This window comes from Tabrizicola sp. TH137 (assembly GCF_002855575.1).
Classification (GTDB): Bacteria; Pseudomonadota; Alphaproteobacteria; order Rhodobacterales; family Rhodobacteraceae; genus Paragemmobacter.
On the sequence record NZ_PKRQ01000001.1, the window covers coordinates 90,685 to 110,444 of the forward strand.

The 19,760-nt window shown below is 61.6% G+C and carries 21 protein-coding genes and 1 tRNA gene; 8 read left to right on the forward strand and 14 right to left on the reverse strand.

All coding sequences use genetic code 11. The features are described 5' to 3' along the window. Positions 1-270: 270 nt before the first annotated feature. The 12 genes from C0V75_RS00470 to C0V75_RS00515 form a co-directional block, all read right to left on the reverse strand. The gene (locus C0V75_RS00470) at positions 271-2,550 is read right to left on the reverse strand and encodes a PriCT-2 domain-containing protein (protein WP_158241752.1); all 2,280 of its coding nucleotides are present in this window, start codon (positions 2,548-2,550) and stop codon (positions 271-273) included. Beyond that, a complete protein-coding gene (locus C0V75_RS22680) occupies positions 2,550-2,774 on the reverse strand; it encodes a DUF6511 domain-containing protein (protein WP_143710363.1) in 225 nt (74 codons plus the stop codon). Before C0V75_RS22680 ends, C0V75_RS00470 begins: the two co-directional genes overlap by 1 nt. Then, positions 2,771-4,507 (reverse strand): DEAD/DEAH box helicase, encoded by a 1,737-nt coding sequence (locus tag C0V75_RS00475; protein WP_101918948.1) that lies wholly within the window; start codon positions 4,505-4,507, stop codon positions 2,771-2,773. Before C0V75_RS00475 ends, C0V75_RS22680 begins: the two co-directional genes overlap by 4 nt. Then, on the reverse strand, positions 4,501-5,445 hold the full coding sequence (locus C0V75_RS00480; protein ID WP_101918949.1) for an oxidoreductase: 945 nt from the start codon (positions 5,443-5,445) through the stop codon (positions 4,501-4,503). The genes C0V75_RS00475 and C0V75_RS00480 overlap by 7 nt, the downstream gene beginning before the upstream one ends. Continuing rightward, positions 5,445-5,807, reverse strand: coding sequence for a hypothetical protein (locus C0V75_RS00485; protein WP_216821383.1), 363 nt, complete (start codon positions 5,805-5,807; stop codon positions 5,445-5,447). The genes C0V75_RS00480 and C0V75_RS00485 overlap by 1 nt, the downstream gene beginning before the upstream one ends. Positions 5,808-5,872: 65 nt before the next feature. After that, positions 5,873-6,370, reverse strand: a complete 498-nt coding sequence (locus C0V75_RS00490; protein ID WP_101918950.1) for a DUF669 domain-containing protein — start codon at positions 6,368-6,370, stop codon at positions 5,873-5,875. A 21-nt stretch (positions 6,371-6,391) separates the two neighbouring features. Beyond that, entirely contained in the window at positions 6,392-7,138 is a 747-nt protein-coding gene (locus C0V75_RS00495) for an ATP-binding protein (protein ID WP_101918951.1), read from the reverse strand. Further along, positions 7,138-7,623, reverse strand: a complete 486-nt coding sequence (locus C0V75_RS00500) for a hypothetical protein (RefSeq protein ID WP_101918952.1) — start codon at positions 7,621-7,623, stop codon at positions 7,138-7,140. The genes C0V75_RS00495 and C0V75_RS00500 overlap by 1 nt, the downstream gene beginning before the upstream one ends. Positions 7,624-7,632: 9 nt before the next feature. Next, on the reverse strand, positions 7,633-7,842 hold the full coding sequence (locus C0V75_RS00505; protein ID WP_101918953.1) for an AlpA family transcriptional regulator: 210 nt from the start codon (positions 7,840-7,842) through the stop codon (positions 7,633-7,635). A gap of 216 nt (positions 7,843-8,058) precedes the next feature. Then, entirely contained in the window at positions 8,059-8,961 is a 903-nt protein-coding gene (locus C0V75_RS22685) for a YkgJ family cysteine cluster protein (RefSeq protein WP_143710364.1), read from the reverse strand. Positions 8,962-9,053: 92 nt separating this feature from the next. Then, the gene (locus C0V75_RS00510; RefSeq protein ID WP_101918954.1) at positions 9,054-10,031 is read right to left on the reverse strand and encodes a hypothetical protein; all 978 of its coding nucleotides are present in this window, start codon (positions 10,029-10,031) and stop codon (positions 9,054-9,056) included. Further along, positions 10,006-11,232 (reverse strand): hypothetical protein, encoded by a 1,227-nt coding sequence (locus tag C0V75_RS00515; protein ID WP_101918955.1) that lies wholly within the window; start codon positions 11,230-11,232, stop codon positions 10,006-10,008. The genes C0V75_RS00510 and C0V75_RS00515 overlap by 26 nt, the downstream gene beginning before the upstream one ends. Before the next feature lie 161 nt (positions 11,233-11,393). Between C0V75_RS00515 and C0V75_RS00520 the strand changes: the two genes are divergently transcribed. The 8 genes from C0V75_RS00520 to C0V75_RS22690 all read left to right on the forward strand — a co-directional run bounded on the left by C0V75_RS00520 (position 11,394) and on the right by C0V75_RS22690 (position 17,973). Then, positions 11,394-11,714: a helix-turn-helix domain-containing protein gene (locus C0V75_RS00520; RefSeq protein WP_101919837.1), complete on the forward strand. Its 321-nt coding sequence runs from the start codon at positions 11,394-11,396 to the stop codon at positions 11,712-11,714. Continuing rightward, positions 11,711-12,628 (forward strand): ImmA/IrrE family metallo-endopeptidase, encoded by a 918-nt coding sequence (locus C0V75_RS00525; RefSeq protein WP_101918956.1) that lies wholly within the window; start codon positions 11,711-11,713, stop codon positions 12,626-12,628. Before C0V75_RS00520 ends, C0V75_RS00525 begins: the two co-directional genes overlap by 4 nt. A gap of 397 nt (positions 12,629-13,025) precedes the next feature. Continuing rightward, complete coding sequence (locus tag C0V75_RS00530; protein WP_101919838.1) at positions 13,026-13,526, forward strand: DUF2924 domain-containing protein; 501 nt, start codon at positions 13,026-13,028, stop codon at positions 13,524-13,526. Continuing rightward, positions 13,523-14,851, forward strand: a complete 1,329-nt coding sequence (locus C0V75_RS00535; protein ID WP_371410646.1) for a recombinase family protein — start codon at positions 13,523-13,525, stop codon at positions 14,849-14,851. Before C0V75_RS00530 ends, C0V75_RS00535 begins: the two co-directional genes overlap by 4 nt. Further along, on the forward strand, positions 14,848-15,366 hold the full coding sequence (locus tag C0V75_RS23425; RefSeq protein ID WP_254216336.1) for a hypothetical protein: 519 nt from the start codon (positions 14,848-14,850) through the stop codon (positions 15,364-15,366). Before C0V75_RS00535 ends, C0V75_RS23425 begins: the two co-directional genes overlap by 4 nt. A gap of 23 nt (positions 15,367-15,389) precedes the next feature. Further along, positions 15,390-15,917 (forward strand): TIR domain-containing protein, encoded by a 528-nt coding sequence (locus C0V75_RS00545; RefSeq protein WP_101918958.1) that lies wholly within the window; start codon positions 15,390-15,392, stop codon positions 15,915-15,917. Next, the gene (locus tag C0V75_RS00550; protein WP_101918959.1) at positions 15,914-17,095 is read left to right on the forward strand and encodes a toll/interleukin-1 receptor domain-containing protein; all 1,182 of its coding nucleotides are present in this window, start codon (positions 15,914-15,916) and stop codon (positions 17,093-17,095) included. The genes C0V75_RS00545 and C0V75_RS00550 overlap by 4 nt, the downstream gene beginning before the upstream one ends. Next, complete coding sequence (locus C0V75_RS22690) at positions 17,092-17,973, forward strand: hypothetical protein (protein ID WP_143710365.1); 882 nt, start codon at positions 17,092-17,094, stop codon at positions 17,971-17,973. Before C0V75_RS00550 ends, C0V75_RS22690 begins: the two co-directional genes overlap by 4 nt. A 493-nt stretch (positions 17,974-18,466) precedes the next feature. On the opposite strand, the gene C0V75_RS00560 is transcribed toward C0V75_RS22690, so the two are convergent. Together C0V75_RS00560 and ychF are read right to left on the reverse strand one after the other, a co-directional pair. Beyond that, positions 18,467-18,556, reverse strand: a tRNA-Ser gene (locus tag C0V75_RS00560). Positions 18,557-18,632: 76 nt separating this feature from the next. Further along, entirely contained in the window at positions 18,633-19,730 is a 1,098-nt protein-coding gene (gene ychF / locus C0V75_RS00565; protein WP_101918961.1) for a redox-regulated ATPase YchF, read from the reverse strand. Positions 19,731-19,760: the final 30 nt, after the last annotated feature.

Genomic DNA, 19,760 nt, shown 5'->3' on the forward strand with positions numbered 1-19,760 from the left:
CAGATCCTTCAAAACCTTCAAAGGGGTCTCTTGAAAGATTTCCGCCCCTAAGTGGTTGTCTTGTATATATAATATGTAATCTTTCAATTATTCAATATTTCAATGGGTACCTCTCTCCTAATATTTAACCGCGCGCGTGCGCGTATAGGGATAAGGGGTCCTCTTGAAAGATTGAAAGATTTGAAGGATCTGGCTTTTCCTATCTATTGTAGGGACTTGACCCACTTCAATGCTTCAAGGACTGCTTCAGCGGGTTTGAAGGATCTTCGGTCACTCATCCCACCTAGCCATCCTGTAGACCATGGCCTGCTTGGTCGATGAGCCGCGCATGCCGGTGGTGATGTCCCCGCTCTCGATCAGGGTCAAAAGGATCTCGTCCCGATCACGGGATTTAAGCCACTGTGAGGCCCGGGTGATCTCGGACTTGGTGATCCCCTTGGCCCCGGACGCGCGGATGATCTCCTTCAGACGCTTCAGGTGCGCCTCGGTCTCGGTGTCCGCGACATGGCGCTCGACCGCCTCCATCGTGCGCTGAGCATAGTGCCGCACGAAACTGATCGCCCAGTCAGCCGCCGTGATCTCGATCTCGGGTTGAACCGGGTCGCGCCCGACCGCCACGATCAGCGCAAGCTTCAGAGCGTTTTCCCCGATGCGGGCGAGGATGGCCGTGAAGGCCGTGCCCGCCGCCGCCCGCAATTCTTCGGTCAGCTCGATGCTGAGCTGGCGGAACCGGGCCCGGGCCTCCTCGGTCATGGGCACGATCATCGGGTTCACGGCAGTGTTCTGATCGGCGGTCTTGCCCGTCAGGTTGCCCTTCTTTCCGCCTCCGCCCGCCGCGATCATCTGCAGCCCCCGGATCAACGCAGGCGGGGCCTGCCGGATGCCCACGGCGATATTTTCGTCGGGGTAATCCTCGTCGCTGGGCAGGATCAGGAAACGGGCCAGTGATCCATCGACCACGTTCGCCCCTTGCAGTGCCCCCCAGAAGTGCAGCGGCGTCGTCGTGCCGTAGACGCACAGGCAGGGCTGGTTGATGTCGCGCCGCTCGTTCGTGCCGTCCCGGTTGGCATATTCCGCGCCGAGGAAGATCCCGCCAGCCGAGGTGTAAAGCTCGGTCATGTTGTCGAGGATTTCCGTGATGTGGCGCGGGCTGCGCTTGCGGTCTGCGGCAGCCGACAGGAACATGCCGAACTCGTCGATCTGGAAGAGGATCGCGGGCTGGCGATGCAGCGCGGTCAAAAGCCCCGCGCCAGAGGCGATCTTGTTGCCGCCGAGGTGATGCGCGAGCCCCGCCTCGAAGAAGGTCTCGTTGATGATTTCGCGGGCGTGGTTCTTGCCCGATCCGCTGTCGGCGATGCCCACGACATAGAGGTTCGAGCGCAGGTTGCTCTCGGTGCGGTAATTCCGCCCCATCAAGGCACCGATGGCGCAAAGGCTGGCCCCCAGTGACAGAAGCGGCTGCGGGCGCCGGGCCGTGGTCAGCATGTAATCCGTCAGATCACCCACCAACCCGTCAGGGATGGCCAACAGAAACGGCGGCGCGGACGGTGGCGAACTTGGAAGGGTTGGGGTGACATGCAGCCTTGCCAGAAGACCCGCCGCGGGATGATCCGCGTCATCGGGCAGACTGCCATCCAGGCGGATGTCGGGGTCAGGCTGCCAGCCGCGCTCCATGGCGAGATGGTAGATCGTGCCCGCCCCGATGCGGTCGGGCTTGAAGCTGGCCCAGGCCTTCAGCGTGGTGGAGGGCACATCCTTGGCCGCCTGCGCTGACCAGTCAGCAAAGAGATCAGCCCCGGCCTCTCCAAGCGCCCCTTTCAGCGCCATGCCGACGCGCATCCAGCTGTCATAGTCGAGTTCTGCGTTGGGCAGCCAGGCGAGCGCCGCCTCGATTGCTGGCAAGGTACCGATTTGACCGTGGCTGCGCGCGATATCACTGGCTGGTGCACTGGAAGCCAGTCCGCGCTGCCGCAGGGTTTCTGGCAGCAAGGCATAGGCCTCGTCGAGAAACGCCAGCGCCACTTCGGCCGAGATTTCCGGAAGGTTGGTGATGTCGATGTCCGCCAACCCCTCCTCGGGCCAGGCGTAGGGCGCGCCAGTGTCAGGGTGGATGGCATAGGCCAGGAACTGCTGCCCGAGGCAGAGCACCTCCAGCGGATGGCGTTTGATGCCGCGGAAGGGCTCGGTGGTGCGATAGACCAGCATGCGCTTCGGAGCTCGGCCGATGCGCAGCGCTGGCGTGTCACCGAGGCGTTCACGTGCAAAGCGCTCGATCCGCAGAGCCAGTTCCGCGTCATCGGCAATGTCGATATCGACCGCCGCCACGGCACCGCCCACGATCCCGATGCCGCAATCCGGCCAGGACGACCATGTGGACACCTCGACCTCGGTGGTGCCGCGTTCGGCATGGCGGTTCCATTCCGGGTAGTCCGCCCAAGCCCCACGCTGGAAGCGGCCGGGCTTTTTCGTGCCCGGGCCGATGGGCAGGATGGCATAACCATTGGTGACGAGCCGCGCGCCGAAGCGCGCCATGAAGGATGTGTCAGCCATCAGAAAGGCACCTCGGGGGTCATGGCGTCGAGGCGTTTGCGGTCCTTGGCCGCAAGCTCGCGCAGGTGGTCGCAATATCCGGTGACGACCACATCGATGAAGCGGTCCCATTCGGTCTCGGTCAGGGTGGCGAGATCGGATTTGCCGATGCTCTCGAGATACTCGCCGCCCATCTGGCCGCCGACGGTCATCGCCTCGGCTTCGTTAGGGGTGAGATCGATCATACCCTTCCTCCCATGGCAGATGTCCTGGCAGGTGCGGCTGCAGAGGTGCTTGCGGCTGGCATCGCGCCGCGGGTCGAAGAGACGGAAGTCCCGGTCGAACCAGCCAAACCCACGAGGTTGCCGGTGGCAGACGGCGCAGAGGCCGGTGTGGATTGGGAGCATGAGGCAAACCTGTGGCCGAAGACTTCGAGATAGCGGCCTGAGGGACGGACCGAGATTTCGCTGGGGCGGGCAAGACGCGCGGATTCCGCGATGGCCTGATCGACGGTGAGCGGCATCGGGCAATCCGGGGCGCGCTTGCGCCACCATTCAGCCGCCTTCTGCCGGGCATAGCCCTGATGCTCGATGCAGACCCATTCGCTGTAGGATTTCAGCCCGCAGCTATAGGTTACTTTCAGCGAGGGCAGCCCGCCCCGCTTGTCATGCCGGCTGTAGGAGACCCCCTGCACGGGCAGCCATTGGACCTTCGGCGACAGGACGGGAAGTGTAGCCGCCGTGGGGGCAATCTTCACCTTCCGGGCTGGAAAGACGTAGCCGCAGTCAGGGCATTCCGTCGCCGAAAGCGCGGTGATGCTGTCGCATTCCGGGCAGACCTTGGTCGGGGCCTCGCCACCACCGGCCTCGCCGGGCCGCCGGGGACGCACCAGATCGATCGGCCCATGGCGGCGGACATTGCCGGCGAAGTCGAGGACCAGGCAGTTTTTCTTGCCAGGGGCGAGGCGCGTGCCGCGGCCGACCATCTGCACGTAGAGGCCTGCGGACTTGGTGGGGCGCAGGAGCGCGATCAGATCGACGGCAGGGGCGTTGAAGCCGGTGGTCAGCACGCCCATCGAGGCCAGCGCGCGGATTTCGCCGCACTTGAATGCAGCGATGATCGCGTCCCGTTCCTCCTTCGGCGTGTCGCCAAAGATGGTGCGGCAGGTGATCCCCTGACGGGCGAACTCCTCGGCCACGTGGTGTGCGTGGTCCACGCCGGAACAGAAGGTCAGCCAGGACTTCCGGTCGCGGCCATGTGCGATGATCTCGGTGACCGCGGCCCGCGTAATGGCCTCCTGATCGACGGCAGCAGCCAGATCGCGCTGGATGAAATCGCCCGCACGGGTGCCGACCTTCGAGACATCGAGCCGCGTGGCGGGCTGTTTCGACACTAGCGGGCTCAGATATCCAGCATCGATCAGATCGCGCACCGGTGCCTCGTAGGCGATATCGGTGAAGAGCGCGTTCTTGCCCTCGTGCAACATGCCACTGTCGAGTCGGAAGGGCGTGGCGGTCAGCCCGATCACCTTGAGAGCGGGGTTGATCCGGGCCAGCCCGTCCAGAAACCGACGATACATGGTGCTGGAATTGCCCGGGATCAGATGGGCCTCGTCGATCAGCACCAGATCGGTATGGCCCACCTCCTCGGCGCGGCGGTGAATCGATTGAATGCCCGCGAAGAGAATGCGGGCCTGCGCCTCGCGCTTGCCCAAGCCCGCCGAATAGATCCCCGCGGGGGCCTCGGGCCAGAGCCCGATCATCTCGGCATGGTTCTGGGCGATCAGCTCGCGGACATGGGTCACGATCAGGATGCGCTGGTCGGGCCAAGCTTTCAGCACGCCCTCGATGAAGGCGGCCATGACGAGCGACTTGCCCCCGGCGGTCGGGATTACCACCAGCGGATTGCCATTGTGGGATTGGAAATAGCCGTAGATCGATGTGATCGCGGCCTGTTGATAGGGGCGCAGGGTCAGCATGGCGCGGCCTCCGTCGTGCGGGCGTCGTTTGCCCAGGTGGAGCCATCGGCCATGCGGTAGGTGACGATATCGTCGCCCGCATCGATGACCTCGCCCGGGACGAGATCGGGGATAAAGAGATGGCGGGTGCAGGCCGCACGCTGTTCCGCTGGTGCCAGCATCCGGTCGTGGCGGGCGCAGTGCCAGCCGCCGTCAACGGGCGTCGCATGCAGGCACGACCGACAGGTCACGACCGCACCGTCAGCCTCATGGCAGACTGCATGGTGATCGCAGAACCTGCATTCGAACCAGGCCGGGTCCTCGCTGATCCGCGCAGGCGGATGCTGGGCGAAGATGACGCGCCCGGCCTTGTCCAGCAGGCGCTCTGCCATGGCGCTGTCGGCCTCGATGCGCTCGATATGCAGCGCGTCAGTGTCCTTGCAGACCGCCACATAAAGCGCGCGGGTGATCCCCGTCAGGTGCATGTAGATCTGCATCTGCGCGGCGTGCTGGGGCTTGGCCAGCACCACGCCTTTGGCGGTCAGCTCAGTGAAGCTCTTGACCCCGTGGGTCTTGAACTCCAGCACATGCCAGGTCTTCGGGGCCTCGAGGATGCCGATGGCAACGCCGTCCAGCGAGCCGCCGAAATGGCCGCCATGGGCTTCGACGCGGAACTGGCGGCCCGTCTCCGGGTCGACCTCGAGCACCGTCGAGCCGGTGGCGCGCAGATTGCACACGAGGCGGTCCTCTTCCAATTGACCAGTCTCGAAGAGACGCAACAGGCGGCCGGAATGGCGCGAGGGCGTGACCCAGCGGAAATCGTACCAGAGCGCGCGGGCGCAGGACTTGCCGATGATCGAGGCGCCGAGGTGATCGCGGAAACCATCGCCCTGGCGGGCCTCATAAGCGGCATAGATCGCCGTCAGGGTGGGCGTGGGGGCTTCGGGAAGCTCTGCCATCACAGACCCTCCCGTTCACTGCGCGCAAGCGCCTCGGCCAGAATGCCGGTCCAGGTTTCCGGATCATGGCGCTCCCGCAGAACGCCGATCAGCGCGTCCTTCAGCTTTTCCCGGCGGCGACGTCCGGTGCTTTTGGCCAGCAGTTCTGCACGTTCACGGCTGAGATGCCGGAGCGCTGTGCGGGCCCGGTGAAACCAGTTCGGGTCGATGGGTTTGTGACCCCGCTGGCGCGCCAGATCGGCTGTCGCGATCTGAGTGCGGATCTTGGCAATGGCGTCGTCGAGTTCGATCAACCGGCGCTGATCATCAGGCAAGCCGGGGCTGATCACGGCCACGGGGGCCGCGTTGTTCAGGTCAGTCATGGAATTATCCTCAGATGGGGTTAGGCACCGCCCCGGCCGTCAACAGGTCAGGGCGGTACAGCGCATCAGCCCTTCTTGTTCCAGGGCGCAGTCGCCATCTTGGGCGGGGCCACAGGTGTGGCGGGCGCAGCGGGTGTCGGCTTGGCCGCCCGAGCCGCCGCGCCGCGTTCGGGCGGCAGGTAGGCAATGGCATTGCTCTCGCCATAGCCGTTCTTCGGCGGCTTGATCTTCACCTGGATCGTCATCGGGATCAGGTGCAGTTCCTCGCTGTCGCTGACATGCATCTTGCCTGTCGCGTGGCAGATGGCCGACAGCGTGCGCTGCGCGATTTCCACCGTGGTCGGGTTCGGGTTCACGAGGTTCAGCTGATCGAAGATCTTCCGGCCCTTGTGCTCGCCCTCGAGGATGTCGAGCATCAGCCAGAGAAACTGGCCCATGCCGTTCTTGGTGACGCGCATCTCGCTTTCGACGATCTGGGCGCGGTATTTGCCAGCGGGCAGCAGCTCGTAGGCGGTGGTGGGTTCGACGCTGGTGGCGTCAAAGGACGTGTCGAAACGTGCCATGGTCTTGTCCTTTCAAGGCGATCATTCGGATTGGGGCATGGCCGCCATGAACTCGGCCCAGCTGAGGGGCAGCGTGTCCGGCAGGCCGTAACGGTTCTTGGCGAGGAAAGCGGGGCGCTCCTCGGTGTGCATGACGCGCGCACCGGACCCGAGCGCCCGGGTTACCTTCTTGTTGAAGCCGACATCGGATTTCGCGACCGAGATCTGATAGTTGGCGAAGAGCACGACGTCCGAATGCTCCTGCAAGAGCGCCGAGGCGCGGGCCTGCAGCTTGATCACATAGCGGTCGTAGGGCTCGTGCTCGGGACTGTCGAAACGCTTGATGTCGGTATGGGCAATCTGGATAACCGCCATGCCCTTCTGGTCCCGGAGCGCATTCAGCTTGTCGAGATATTCGCGCCAGACATTCAGCGCCTCGCCGTAGCCCTTGCCGAAGCCGGGAGTTTCGATGGAGGCCCAGCCGTTGCGCAGGCAGGCCTCGGCCCAGATCAGCGGTTCCAGCCAGTCGACGCTGTCGATGACCACCGTGCCGAACTCGTGGTACTCGGTCAGCAGTGCATCAAGGGCCCCGGCCACGTCAGCATAGCTGGTCGCCAGCGGAAAATGCGGCACCTGCAGCTTGCCGAGCCCGTCCTCGGTCATGATGAATACCGGCCGGTCGGCATCGGCCGCAAAAGTGGATTTGCCAACCCCGGCCACACCATGGATCAGGATGCGCGGCGGCGTCAGCGCCGAGGTCATGCGCAGGGATGCGAGAGAAATGGCCATCAGATCGCCCCCTCGTTCAACACCAGACTGAACTTGGGCTTGCCGGTCCGAACCGTGCGCGCGGGCTCAAACCCCTTGCGCCAGCTTTCCGGCAGGGCACCGTACTTGCGCTCCGAGACCGACAGCTTGGTGTCGATGAACTCGGCCGGGTTTTCGCCAGCGGATGCGATGTTTGCAGCGATCTGGGCGAGCTTGGTCTGGTCCCAATCGATACGCTTGGGCAGTTCGGCGATGACGGTGACGCCGCCATCCTCGAACCGGATCGTGCCGGTATCCTTGCCAGCCTCATGGCGAAAATCATCGGCGCGGTCGGCGTATTTCAGGGAAAGGGCGCCATCGAGCCAGTCCGAGATGGACTTCGCCTGCGCCAGCTGCTCGTCCGCCATGCCTTTCAGCAGGGCGAGCTGGTCGGCGGCAAGCGCCGCGATCTGGCCCACCGGCATGCGGTGGATATCGGCGAGGGTGATGTGATTGGAGATCGTCATCTCACCCCCTCACGCCGACATCGGCCGATGGGGTTCATGATCCGCGCCGCGGATCTGCTCGACCTCGAAGGCTTCGACATCCTCCAGCCGGTAGATCACCCGGCCACCGAGCTTGATGAATTTCGGGCCTTCACCCATCCACCGCCAACGCTCCAGCGTGCGGTGTGAAATGTTCCAGCGAGCCGCCAGCTCGATCTGGGAAAGGTGCCTTGTCGCCATGTGAACCTCCTTGGGATTTCTTCGAACACTTGCGGGTTCAACATGGCGGAGGCGGTGGTAGGGTTGAGGGAGGTAGCCGGGAGGCAAACTGGGAGTTGGCTGAGAAGCTCGACCACAAATGAAAAAGGCCGCCCTAAAAGGACGGCCATTCACTTATCTCGGTGAGGCGGTATCAAACTGCAACTCTGTAGTTCATTCCCTGGTAATGCGCTCCAGTTAACCCGCCGAATCCGGCAGCTTGAGATCGACTGGTTGAACTATGCGGCCCTTTGGCTGCGAGCTCGGATCAAAATGCTTAAAGGATCTACGACCTTTGCTAATGGCATCGGACATCGAGGCACCGCTCCGCAAGGAGCGCAGCGTCGTTAGCAAGTTTACAAATGGCTCTTTGGCTCCAACGCACACTGCTAGCAGCGCAGCAAGTTGGTTGGCATCGAATGGCGAGCCCAAGTGGATCACATGCTCTTCACTAGAACCGATCCCCTGCTCAAGGTCGGCGCGACATGCTTCCTTGGACGTTGACAGTCGCTGCCGGCAAGTGTGCGGTCGCACGCTGTACGCCCGGCACCTGCCGTCAATTCCGAGGGCGGGGCAAGCGTTCGGGTGCTTATGACCTGGCACATTGCTAGCGAGCATAGCCTCCCATATCCGTTCCGCGTCGGCAGGAGTTGCGTCGATCATTCGATGGGTCGCACAGCAGAACCAGCACCCGTCCCCGCAAGGCACCCTTTCGAGGCTTTCGTCCCTCTGATCGCGCTGAGCACGCATTTGGTCGGCGATTTCTACGGAGACATTTGAGAAATAGTGTTCGCTGATAGCGCTTTCAATTTCTGACGTACCCAGAATGCCCGCGATATCTCCACGGGCGGCGTACCTTCGAAAAGTTCCGTAGGGCATTTTATTCTTCACGGCTATTTTCAAAAATAAGCGTAAAGCGAAGACCTGTAGAGACAGCGTGAATATTCTGGCTGGGTCAGCACCAATGCTTGATGTCACCTCGACTCGGTTGATTTTTGAAGCAAGCGCCCCATAGAGTTTGACGTCTGCGTTCTGCAAACCTGACTCAGTCAGAGCGGTGTCTAAATCCCTTGAGGCGTCAGTGCCTCGTTTAATGTTCATGCTTTCATCCCTACGACTGTCACCGCACAGTGTTGGCCTTTGGTATCCACCCACTACATGGCCAAGTTTTTCGTGTCGCCTGCAAGTCAACGCTAATAGCCAGATGGCACAGACATGATCTGATCTGGATCAATCCAGCAATTGCCGTCGTCATAGTGTACGAACTGACGCCAATCGTCGCGTTTGCCAAATGCCTTAGCAAGACTGTTGGTTTGATCCCCATACCCTGCCTCGAACAAGACGGCGGAAGTCCGACGCTCCGGCAGACCTGACCAATAAGCATCAAAGAGCTGCTTGAGCAACAGCCGCTGCTTATCACCACGAAACGTAATCGTCTGACCTTTGAGCCAGACAATCCCACAGTCTTCCGAATGATCGATCGGGAAACGACGCTGCACTTGCCCAGGGAACACCCGAGCCCCGAGGACCTGCGGCGAGATCGCGAGCTTGGCCGGATCGCCAGCAACATCCACCACGTTGATGATGTGGTTGCGCTTCTGGGCGGTCTCGGGAATGCGCTCGCCGGGTGTGGATGTCAGGATGATACGGATTTCCTGCGGCGGCTTGCGCGCAGTCAGCGCCTCGAGTTGCGTCCAGTCTCCCGGATCCCCAAGCCGCCGGGCAAACCAGACGGGCACAGGGGCCTTCGCTCCGGCGAGCTTGATGGTTCCCACCTCCCAGACCAGATCCGTGACCAAGGGCGTCGGGCGTGAAGGTCCGGCACGCTCGAACGCCACCAGCATCTTGGCAAGAGCCAGACCGTAGTCGACCCTGCACGCCGCGATCTCCTGATGGGCGACCTTGACCCAGCGGCCGGTGCTGTCGTGATAGCCGAATGATTTCAGCTCGGCCGACCAGGTGGCCTCGACCGGTTCATCCTCGTAATCGTCCATCCCCGCAACGACCGGGACATGCCCGCTCGGCACCAGAAGCTTCGCTGCGAGCAATGCGTCGGTCGCACCGCGCGAGACCTGATGCAGCGCCGATGCCTGGAGAGACGTGCTGCGGGCTTCCATGGCCCGCAGCAGGAGGTCGATCGCCCGCTTACTCAAGGACGTCGCCTTCGTCATTGTCGTCTTTCAGGATGCCCCAGAGGCGCAGATACTTCTCGCCGATCAGGCGCTCTTGCGCCGTCATGTCCTTCAGAGTGCAGCCGTGCGGCATCGTGACGTTGAGGGCCAGCGACTTGCCACGACCGCCCGAGGGGCCCGGATGGAATTTGATGGTGAAGCGTGCGCGGGTAATCACCCATTCCGGCACGTCACCTGCGTGACCGAACACATGGGCACCGCCCCCGATGTCCAGTCCGATACGGTGTTCCGCCATCTGCCAGATCGTACGGTCGGCGCCCGACATGGTTTCAAGCGTGATGCGCTCCTTTGCATCGCCGAGATCCATCAGACGCAATTCCTTGACGGTCACGCTGGCGATCCCGTCGGCCGGGTCGGTCGGGAAGTCGAACGGCCGCAGCAGCATGCTGAGATCGTATTCGCGCAGCGGCAGCGACTGGTCCTCACCAAGGGTGATCCCGAGAAGATCGCGCGCCATGTACCGGGTCAGATCGATCCGGTCCTCGCGCGTCTTGGCCACGACCTCGATCACGCCGGTCGCGGCCTCATAGGTCAGCGCAGCCTCGAAGACCGGCTTCACGATCCGACGCGACAGGGTGCTGTTGGCGTCGAAGCCCAGCATGTCCTCGGGGCGCCCCTCCCGGTAGACCGCAACCTGAACAAGTTCGCATTCTTCACCGTCGAGAATCACCCGGTGACGGTCGAAGATGTCGACATGGACATTGGGCGTCTCAAACCGAGCCCGGATCGCGGCCGTGAACGCCGCGAGCGAGATCGGGTCCTTCTTTACCGTGAGATCGGGATCGACGCCAAAACCGCTCCACGACCGCGTCCGGCGACGCTCGTCGTTGTAGCGCACCTCTTCGGCGAGCCGGAACCGCTCAGGTTCCCTCAGAAAAACCCACAACGAGCGATTGTTGGCTCCCTCCAGGGTGTCGAACACAACGCGGTTCTGCACGACGTTCTGCAAAGCATTCTGCCCCGGTTCATCAGCGAGAGCGGCTACACGACCAGCATCAAGAACGACGCGCTGCTTCTCATCTTCAGACATGGCGTCGACGGCCTTGATCAGCGGCTCCACCACCTCGGGCTCGGGCTTGGTCCAGTCGACCGGCGCGAGCGAGGTGAACCCGCCAGCAGTGAAGTAATCCTGCAGACGGATCACGGGGGTCTTGCGGAGGAACGCAGCGATAGCGGTCATGAGAGCCCTTTCTTTGGCCGGGGAGGAGGACAGAATCGCGAAAATGCGATACGATGCTGTTCGATATATACCGAACAAATCGCCACGTCTACTTGCGCGGCATATTTTTGTTCGGCATATCGAACGAACGTCCTGAACCCAAGGAAACCAAGGATGAAACGATGACCACGTCCCTCGGCGCGAAGATCAAGCGCCACCGCCAGGAAAAGGGATACTCCCTCGACAAGCTCGCCGAGCTGACCGACTCGAGCAAAAGCTACATCTGGGAACTGGAGAACCGAGACACCCGCAAGCCGTCAGGTGAGAAGCTGACCCGCATCGCCCAAGCCCTCGAGGTCACGACCGATTACCTGCTCGACGAGAGCGAGGAGCCGAGTGACCAGGTGCTGAAGGAGGCCTTCTTCCGAAAGTTCAGCAAGCTTGCCCCCGAGGACCAGCAGAAGATCAACCAGATGATCGACATGTGGGGGAAGAAGGATTGAGTCTGCCTGCGACGCCTCAGAGTTGGGCCAACCGCCTGACGAAGATCCTGTCCGTGCATCAGGCTGTGCACGGGCTCCCGCGGTTCCCCATCGACGTGGCGGCACTGGCGCAGGACTTCTCGCTGCAGGTCTTTCCGGATGCACCGATCACGATGGTCGGGGGGCTGAATCTTTCCAAAGGCGTCGAGGGCATGTTGATGCCGCGTCCGGGCGGATCAGGCGAATGGGGCATCATCTACAATGAAACCATCCGGTCCACGGGGCGGCGCAATTTCACGCTGGCGCATGAGTTGGGGCACTATCTCTTGCATCGGCACATGCACCCGGCCGGTCTCCAATGCACCAATCGCAACATGGCGGACTGGGACGAGAGCGTGACAAGGATTGAGGGCGAGGCAAACACTTTTGCCTCGTACCTGCTGATGCCGCTGGATGATTTCCGCGCCCAGATCAAGGGCCGGTCCATCGACATCGACGTGATGACCGAGTTGTCGGACCGCTATGCCGTGTCCCTGACGGCGGCGATCCTGAAGTGGATGACCATCACCGACAAGCGCGCCATGATCGTGGTCGGCAAGGAAGGCTTCATCGATTGGGCCTGGTCCAGCCAACCGCTCTTGAAATCCGGCGTGTTCTATCGCGCACGACAGGTCGTGACCGAATTGCCGCCAGCATCACTGGCCGCGCAGGAAGTGGACTGGGATACGGGTCGTCACGGCCATCACCACCAGGCAGGTGTCTGGGCCGGTTCCGAGCCGGTGCGTGAAATGACCGTGTTCTCACCCGGGAACGAGATGTCGATTTCGCTGCTGCTCTATCCCGACCGCGGGCCATCGCGGTGGGAGATGGCCGAGCTCGAGGAAGAGCCCACACTCGACACGTTCGACAAGTTCATGGGCGACGAAGCGCGCTGATTCGCGCCCGGAACAGTCTACGTCAGCCATGGGGGCGACGGAGCGCGTGCGCAGAGTTGCGCGGCGCTTCGAATAGGTCGATGCTGTCCGCAAAATATTGAATTACTTGTGTTTTCCTAATTTCGCGATACCTTCCGGGCATCATCCCAATCGCGAAAAGTCGCCATGTCATCCACTCTCGAAGGCCCGGTTTCGGGGCCCAATCCCCTATGCCCTGAGCGCATGTCATCCGAGGCGCGCCTTGCCGAGATCGGCCGCGTCCTGGCCGCTGGGGTCGTGCGGCTGAAGGCTGCACAGTCCAGCGGTTTATCTGCCGAGAGCGGAGACAGTTTCGTGGACTCCTCGCCCCGAAAGAGCGGTTGTCGTCGTGCAAAACGCATCCGCATCGGAGGAATTCATGAAGCATCACGATAAGATAACCCCTGCGCAGCTGGGGCGTGATCCAAGCCTGGACCAGACGGTGCTGTCACGCCTGACCGCCCTGAAGGGGATGTCGGTCAAGGAACTGAAAGCAGAATGGGAAAAGCTCATCGGCACCTCGGCGCCGAACAACAGCCGGGTGTTTCTCGAACTGCGAATAGCTTATCGCCTGCAGGAACTGACCTACGGCGGCCCGGACCGTGACACGCGTCGCATGCTGGACTTGCTGGCCGACGAGGTCGAAGGCCATGCCCGGCGCAAGCATCAGATCGCCGATCCCCGCAATCCCGTGGTGGGGACAAAGCTGCTGCGCGAATGGGATGGCAAGGAGCACACCGTGACCGTGCTGAACGACGGCTTCGCCTGGCGCGGTCGCAAATTCAAATCCCTCTCCGCCGTCGCCCGCGAAATCACTGGCACGCGCTGGAACGGGTACCGCTTCTTTGGCCTCCGCGAGCGCAAGCGGGAGGAAGCATGATGCAGTTGGACAGTCGCCCGAACCGCCGCCTTCGCTGCGCCATCTACACCCGCAAGTCGAGCGAGGAAGGGCTCGACATGGAATTCAACAGCCTCGACGCCCAGCGAGAGGCTTGCGAGGCCTATATCGCCAGCCAGAAATCTGAGGGCTGGGTCGCCACGCGCGAACGCTATGACGATGGCGGGTTCTCGGGGGGCAATCTGGACCGGCCGGGTCTGAAGCAGTTGCTGACAGACATCGACGATGGGCTGATCGACGTCGTGGTGGTTTACAAGATCGACCGCCTGTCGCGCTCGCTGATGGATTTCTCCAAGCTGGTCGAGGTGTTCGACCGGAACGGCGTGACGTTCGTTTCGGTGACGCAGTCCTTCAACACGACCACCTCAATGGGGCGTCTGACACTGAACATCCTGCTGTCCTTCGCCCAGTTCGAGCGCGAGGTCATTGGCGAACGCATCCGCGACAAGGTGGCAGCCTCGCGCAAGCGGGGCATATGGATGGGGGGCTACGTGCCCCTTGGCTACGATGTCCAAGATCGCAAGCTGGTGGTGAACGAGGCCGAAGCTGCCAAAGTGCGGCGGATTTTCCAGCGGTTCATTGATCTGGGCTCGGCCACCGTGCTGGCACGCCAACTGCGTGGTGAGGGCTTCCACAACAAGCAGGGCACACTGATCGACAAGGGCTACCTTTACCGGCTGCTGAACAACCGGGTGTATCGCGGCGAGGCCCTTCATAAGGGCAAGGCCTATCCCGGAGAGCATGACGCCATCATCGATGCGGACCTATGGGATCGCGTGCATGCCATCCTGCAGGAAAGCCCCCGCAAGCGGGCCAACAACAGCCGCGCGCAGACGCCAGCGCTCTTGAAGGGGATGATCTTCAGCGAAAATGGCGCCGCCATGACGCCGACCAGCACGAAGAAGGGAACCAAGCTCTACCGCTACTACGTGTCCATGGACGTGATCCGGAACCGCGAGACTGGCGCGGAGACCGCGCCGATGCGGCTCGCTGCCGGAATGGTCGAGGACGCGGTCGTGACCGAAGTTCGGCGCATCCTCCAAACGCCGGAGGTCGTCACGCAGGTGTTGGCTGCTCTGAAACGCGACGGCGGCGGAGCATCTGAGGGGGATGCCATCGCTGCCCTGCACGAGTTCAATGCGCTCTGGTCGCAACTCTTCCCGGCCGAACAGTCCCGCATCATCCAGTTGCTGGTGCGGCGCGTTACGGTCACCACGGCCGGGCTCGAGGTCGACATTCGCCGCGAAGGCATTGCGGGCGTCGTCCGCGAGATGGTCGCGCCCCGCAGGATGGAGGCTGCTGAATGACCAAGCCGGACGATACGATCCGCGTGCTGATCCCGTTGAAAGTGCGCAAGAAGAACGGGCGGCCGAAGATCCTGCCGCCCGCCAACTACCGGCCCAGCGAGAATCAAGCGCAGGAACCGCACATCCTGCGTGCCATCGGCCGCGCATGGGGGTGGCGACGGCGCATGGATGCCGGTGAGTTCGCCACCATTCAGGAACTGGCCGAGGCCGTGGGGTTGGCCGAGCGGCATGTCAGCCGCCAACTGCGGTTGGCCTATCTGGCACCGGAGGTGCTGAAGCGGCTGACCTGCGGGCGAGAGGCGTCGGCGGTCAGCCTCTATGATTTGTGTTTTCTAACGGGGGAGGCTTGGGAGGAGCAGGTGGGACGAGCGGTCGGAGGAGAACCAGCAGCAGGCCAGAACGACGTGATCGCGCGAGAGCCGACAGTCAGTAGGTTCCCAGGATCAAAGCGCTGTAAACCTATCGAACTGGCTTGCCACGAGCCCAAATTTCCCCTTGGATTACGGTTAAGGTGATCTGAATTTTGCGCGGTGGGAAAATGATAGGCAGTTCTGTTAGTCCAGCACGACCTGTTCGACGCAACGTATTCGTCAGCTATCATCACGGCGGCGACCAAGCCTACTATGACAGCCTTTCGACAAACATGCATGACCGCTTGCAATTGCTCACCGACAACTCGCTCGAGCGGCGCATCGACAGCAGCAATCATCTCTACATCATGCGGCGAATACGGGAGCATAATCTTCACGGCAGTTCTTGCACCATAGTTCTCTGCGGCGCGAACACGTGGCGACGGAAATATGTTGACTGGGAGATTGATGCTTCCTTGACCCAGGAGATGGGACTGGTCGGAGTTTGGATTCCTACGCTGCCCTTATTGCCAAACAACGGCACCCAAAAGCCCGCTCGGTTGCAGGATAACATTGATAGCGGCTATGCCGTCTGGATCTCTTGGAACGATATCACAGCGAATGCAAATGTTCTAACTGACGCGATTGAGCGAGCGAACGGTGCGTCGAAACGGCTGATCAACAATTCACGCCCTCAACAAGGCCGCAATCTATGAGCTCGGCTTCAGATCCAACCCATCGCACCCAAACCCTCGACCTACTTCGGATCCACGTCATCTGGGCGCATGGATCGGCAGAAGGCGCGCGCAGCGCTGAATTGTTATCAAAGCATTTCGACGGAATTGGTATGGAGCGGGACGGCGTCGCCTACAGAGTGCCTGTACGATTTGCCAGCGCGCCTTGGGATTATGAATCGCCCCTTCCTGCCGAAATCGATCTCAGTCGCGCTGTCCACAACGCGATTATCCTGCTGCACGACGACGTCATGCAGGATGATGTTGATGCTTGGGATGATTTCATTCAACGAACAAGAAAGGCCATTTCCCAACGCGGCAATAGGGATTTCTTGATCCCGTTTGGTAGCCCATCCGGCGATCCGGCCCTGCCAACTGACGCAGCGGCGAACATTCAGTACACATACAGGAAGGCTTGGACGCGGGCAGGAATGTCAGCCAGTGCTCGAGACAGCCGATTGCTTTTGCACACGCTGTACCAGATTCGGCGCCAGCTGGCACTACTTGGTGGCGGGGATGGGCATGAGAAGATCTTTGTCAGTCATGCGAAGGCCGATGGAGACACAACGGCCTCAGCGATCGTAGCTTTTGTGAACGATAAAGGTCAGGACGTCTCGCTGCATACCTTCTACGATGCCAAGGAGCTCAATCCAGGCGAAGACTTCAGCGAGCGCTTCGCGGAGGAGATCGCGGCCGGAACTCTGCTCGCCATAGTCTCCGACGCCTATGACTCTCGACCGTGGTGTGTCTTCGAACTTACGACAGCAAAACGCAAGCGACGCCCAATTGTACTCGCGGACGTCGGTCAGCGACGAACCAGTCGCACATATCCTTATGGTGCAAATCTTCCGAAGGTCAGGATTTTTCCGAAGGCCGGAGAAACGAATTGGATTGAGCCGCTGCTGGTAGAGGCGCTGTCAGAAGGGCTGCGCTGCGATCTATTTGAACGCCAAGCGGCGCGCGTCGTTGGCAATCCGGCTGATGTGCTAATGCTGCCGAGGCCGCCGGAACTCTTCGACGTGATCGATGCCGAGAATTTGCCATCACTTATCGTTTATCCCGACCCTCCTCTCAGTGCGATCGAGGAAGGATTGTTGTGTAAGGCGCTCGCCGTAATATCGCCAACAACACGGTTGTCGACGCTTGGAGAGCTATCGTGACCGCACTCTTGGGTAAGTTAGTGGCTTTGTCAGTCAGCGACGCCCCCGATCGAGCCCGGCTCGGTTTGCCGGCGCGTGAGGTTGATCGGGCGCTTTTCTCGATATGCACGGTGATAGTCCGATCCGGCGCGAAGATTGTTTACGGCGGCAATCTGGATCCAAACGGGCTGACTTTCAGCATGTTCAGGCATCTTGCCGGCGCTTATGTGGCAGCCAAAGAAGTGCCCTTTGTACATATCATCCCTGAGCCGGTTTTTCGAAAGGCGCCGTTTGACGCGCTTGTTCACGCGTTGCGTGAAGGTGCGTCGGTTGTGAAAACGCATGCTCATATCGATCGTGACCTCGTTCCATTGCGAGCTGTAGAGGATGGTTTACGAATTGGAACGGGCGCTTCAGGCATAAGATTGCGAAGTGATGGCGAATTCAGAAGCTGGCTTGACGCCAAACCGGAGCTCAATACCGCTTCAGCATTTTCAGCAGCCAGAGAAGCGATAACGCGCCTTTCGGATGCCCGTGTTGTGCTCGGCGGAAAGATGGGACTACTTAATGATCCCCGAGACGCGTATGAGGGCGCTAAGCCGGGCATTGTGGAGGAGGCGCTCCTTTCGCTGGCGGCTCACCTGCCTTGTGTACCCTTGGGCGCGTTTGGCGGTGCGGCTCGGGATGTTGCCATTGCTCTGGGATTGCTCGACCCTGCAAAACGCGTACCGCGAGGTGAACAGGCGCCGACCTACGCATCGTCGCTTGCTTTGTTAGTTGCCTATCGCGACAAAATTCCCGTCGAGCTCCAGCCCGCATTGGCGTCGCTCGCGGATGATGATCGCGGTGAGCCCATGGCGTATGACATTGCTGTTCTATTGGAGCAATGGCTGGCTTAGAACCACAGTTCTTGTTCGGCGGCGGCGTGACCTTAGTTCAGACCGCTTCGTGCTTGCATCTGCAGAACGTTCGGGGGCGATGTGCTCAGTATTCTGTTCGGATATTCGCCTTGTCGCCGCTTGCGGGTCCGGCAGCTTTATTGAGCAGCTCAGCTGGATTCGACATCGGCAACGTCTGCATCAAGCTTACGGGATAGCTTCGCGGGGAACCTCACAACCACGCCGCTTTCGGTTGTCTCTGTTCTCACCGAGAGCAGACGAACCCGCTTCAACTGCGGCGCTGCTCAATTTCACCAACATGCTGAAAATGCGTGACTTTTTGAATGCGTCTCGATCCTGGTGAAGGGCGGATGGAAAGAGACGCGGGGCATTCAGAGACCGATTTCGGCGGAAACGTCAGTCTCCGAAAGTCGGATGGCCCCGCTAAACCCCTTTGAAACAAAAAGAAAAAAGGCCCCGTCAGGGACCTCATCTCGGGTTCGCGGTGTGCAAGTGGCGGAGTGGAAGGGATTCGAACCCTCGAGACGGTTTCCCGCCTGCACCCTTAGCAGGGGTGTGCCTTCGACCACTCGGCCACCACTCCGCCGACCCGTTTAGCGATGGCCGATGGGCGGGGCAAGCGGAAAGCAGGGGAAAACCTGCGACCGGGCGCGGCGGCCTCAGCCGTTGAACAGGAAATGCAGGACGTCGCCGTCCTTCACTTCATAAGTCTTGCCCTCGACACGGAACTTGCCCGCCTCCTTCGCCCCCGCCTCGCCGTTTCCGGCGATGTAATCGTCATAGGCGATGGTCTCGGCCCGGATGAACCCCTTCTCGAAATCGCCATGGATCACGCCTGCCGCCTGCGGGGCCAGCGTGCCCTTGGGGATCGTCCAGGCCCGCGCCTCCTTCGGTCCCACGGTGAAATAGGTCTGCAAGCCCAGCAATTCATAGCCCGCCCGGATCAGACGATCCAACCCCGCCTCCGCCAGCCCCATCTCCTCCAGGAACATCGCCGCCTCATCCTCGGGCAGTTGCGCCAGTTCCTCCTCGATCCGGGCCGAGATCACCACCGTCGCCGCCCCCTGCGCCCGCGCCATCGCGGCCACGCGGTCCGACTGGCTGTTCCCGGTCGCGGCCTTCGCCTCCTCCACATTGCAGACGTAAAGCACGGGCTTCGCCGTCAGCAATTGCAACAGACGCCAGGCCCGCCGGTCATCCTCGGCCACCGCGACGGTCCGCGCGGGTTTCCCCGCCTCCAGCGCCACCTGCGCCTGCGCCAGCAGACGGTCCTGATCCGCCGCCTCCTTGTCATTGCCCTTCAGCTTGCGCGCCAGGTTCGCCCGCCGCCGCTCGATCGACTCAAGGTCCGCCAGCATCAGCTCCGTCTCGATGGTCTCGGCATCGGCGACCGGGTCGATGCGCCCCTCGACATGGGTGATGTCGCCATCCTCGAAACAGCGCAGCACATGGGCGATGGCATCGCATTCCCGGATATTGGCCAGGAACTGGTTCCCCAGGCCTTCCCCCTTCGACGCGCCCCGCACCAGCCCCGCGATATCGACAAAGGTCATCCGCGTGGGAATGATCTGCTTCGAGGCCGCAATCGCCGCCAGCTTCTCCAGCCGCGCATCCGGCACCGCCACCTCGCCCACATTGGGCTCGATCGTGCAGAAGGGGAAATTGGCCGCCTGCGCCGCCGCCGTCCGCGTCAGCGCGTTGAACAGGGTCGATTTGCCGACATTCGGCAGACCCACGATCCCCATCTTGAAGCCCATCGCCCGCTCTCCTTGCCCGACCCTTCGCCT

What these genes read in the sequence shown, in the direction of transcription:
- C0V75_RS00470 (WP_158241752.1), bottom strand. Translation starts at nt 2,550, where the DNA reads ATGGCTGACACATCCTTCATGGCGCGCTTCGGCGCGCGGCTCGTCACC.
- C0V75_RS22680 (WP_143710363.1), bottom strand. Translation starts at nt 2,774, where the DNA reads ATGATCGATCTCACCCCTAACGAAGCCGAGGCGATGACCGTCGGCGGC.
- C0V75_RS00475 (WP_101918948.1), bottom strand. Translation starts at nt 4,507, where the DNA reads ATGCTGACCCTGCGCCCCTATCAACAGGCCGCGATCACATCGATCTAC.
- C0V75_RS00480 (WP_101918949.1), bottom strand. Translation starts at nt 5,445, where the DNA reads ATGGCAGAGCTTCCCGAAGCCCCCACGCCCACCCTGACGGCGATCTAT.
- C0V75_RS00485 (WP_216821383.1), bottom strand. Translation starts at nt 5,807, where the DNA reads ATGACTGACCTGAACAACGCGGCCCCCGTGGCCGTGATCAGCCCCGGC.
- C0V75_RS00490 (WP_101918950.1), bottom strand. Translation starts at nt 6,370, where the DNA reads ATGGCACGTTTCGACACGTCCTTTGACGCCACCAGCGTCGAACCCACC.
- C0V75_RS00495 (WP_101918951.1), bottom strand. Translation starts at nt 7,138, where the DNA reads ATGGCCATTTCTCTCGCATCCCTGCGCATGACCTCGGCGCTGACGCCG.
- C0V75_RS00500 (WP_101918952.1), bottom strand. Translation starts at nt 7,623, where the DNA reads ATGACGATCTCCAATCACATCACCCTCGCCGATATCCACCGCATGCCG.
- C0V75_RS00505 (WP_101918953.1), bottom strand. Translation starts at nt 7,842, where the DNA reads ATGGCGACAAGGCACCTTTCCCAGATCGAGCTGGCGGCTCGCTGGAAC.
- C0V75_RS22685 (WP_143710364.1), bottom strand. Translation starts at nt 8,961, where the DNA reads ATGAACATTAAACGAGGCACTGACGCCTCAAGGGATTTAGACACCGCT.
- C0V75_RS00510 (WP_101918954.1), bottom strand. Translation starts at nt 10,031, where the DNA reads ATGACGAAGGCGACGTCCTTGAGTAAGCGGGCGATCGACCTCCTGCTG.
- C0V75_RS00515 (WP_101918955.1), bottom strand. Translation starts at nt 11,232, where the DNA reads ATGACCGCTATCGCTGCGTTCCTCCGCAAGACCCCCGTGATCCGTCTG.
- C0V75_RS00520 (WP_101919837.1), top strand. Translation starts at nt 11,394, where the DNA reads ATGACCACGTCCCTCGGCGCGAAGATCAAGCGCCACCGCCAGGAAAAG.
- C0V75_RS00530 (WP_101919838.1), top strand. Translation starts at nt 13,026, where the DNA reads ATGAAGCATCACGATAAGATAACCCCTGCGCAGCTGGGGCGTGATCCA.
- C0V75_RS00535 (WP_371410646.1), top strand. Translation starts at nt 13,523, where the DNA reads ATGATGCAGTTGGACAGTCGCCCGAACCGCCGCCTTCGCTGCGCCATC.
- C0V75_RS23425 (WP_254216336.1), top strand. Translation starts at nt 14,848, where the DNA reads ATGACCAAGCCGGACGATACGATCCGCGTGCTGATCCCGTTGAAAGTG.
- C0V75_RS00545 (WP_101918958.1), top strand. Translation starts at nt 15,390, where the DNA reads ATGATAGGCAGTTCTGTTAGTCCAGCACGACCTGTTCGACGCAACGTA.
- C0V75_RS00550 (WP_101918959.1), top strand. Translation starts at nt 15,914, where the DNA reads ATGAGCTCGGCTTCAGATCCAACCCATCGCACCCAAACCCTCGACCTA.
- ychF (WP_101918961.1), bottom strand. Translation starts at nt 19,730, where the DNA reads ATGGGCTTCAAGATGGGGATCGTGGGTCTGCCGAATGTCGGCAAATCG.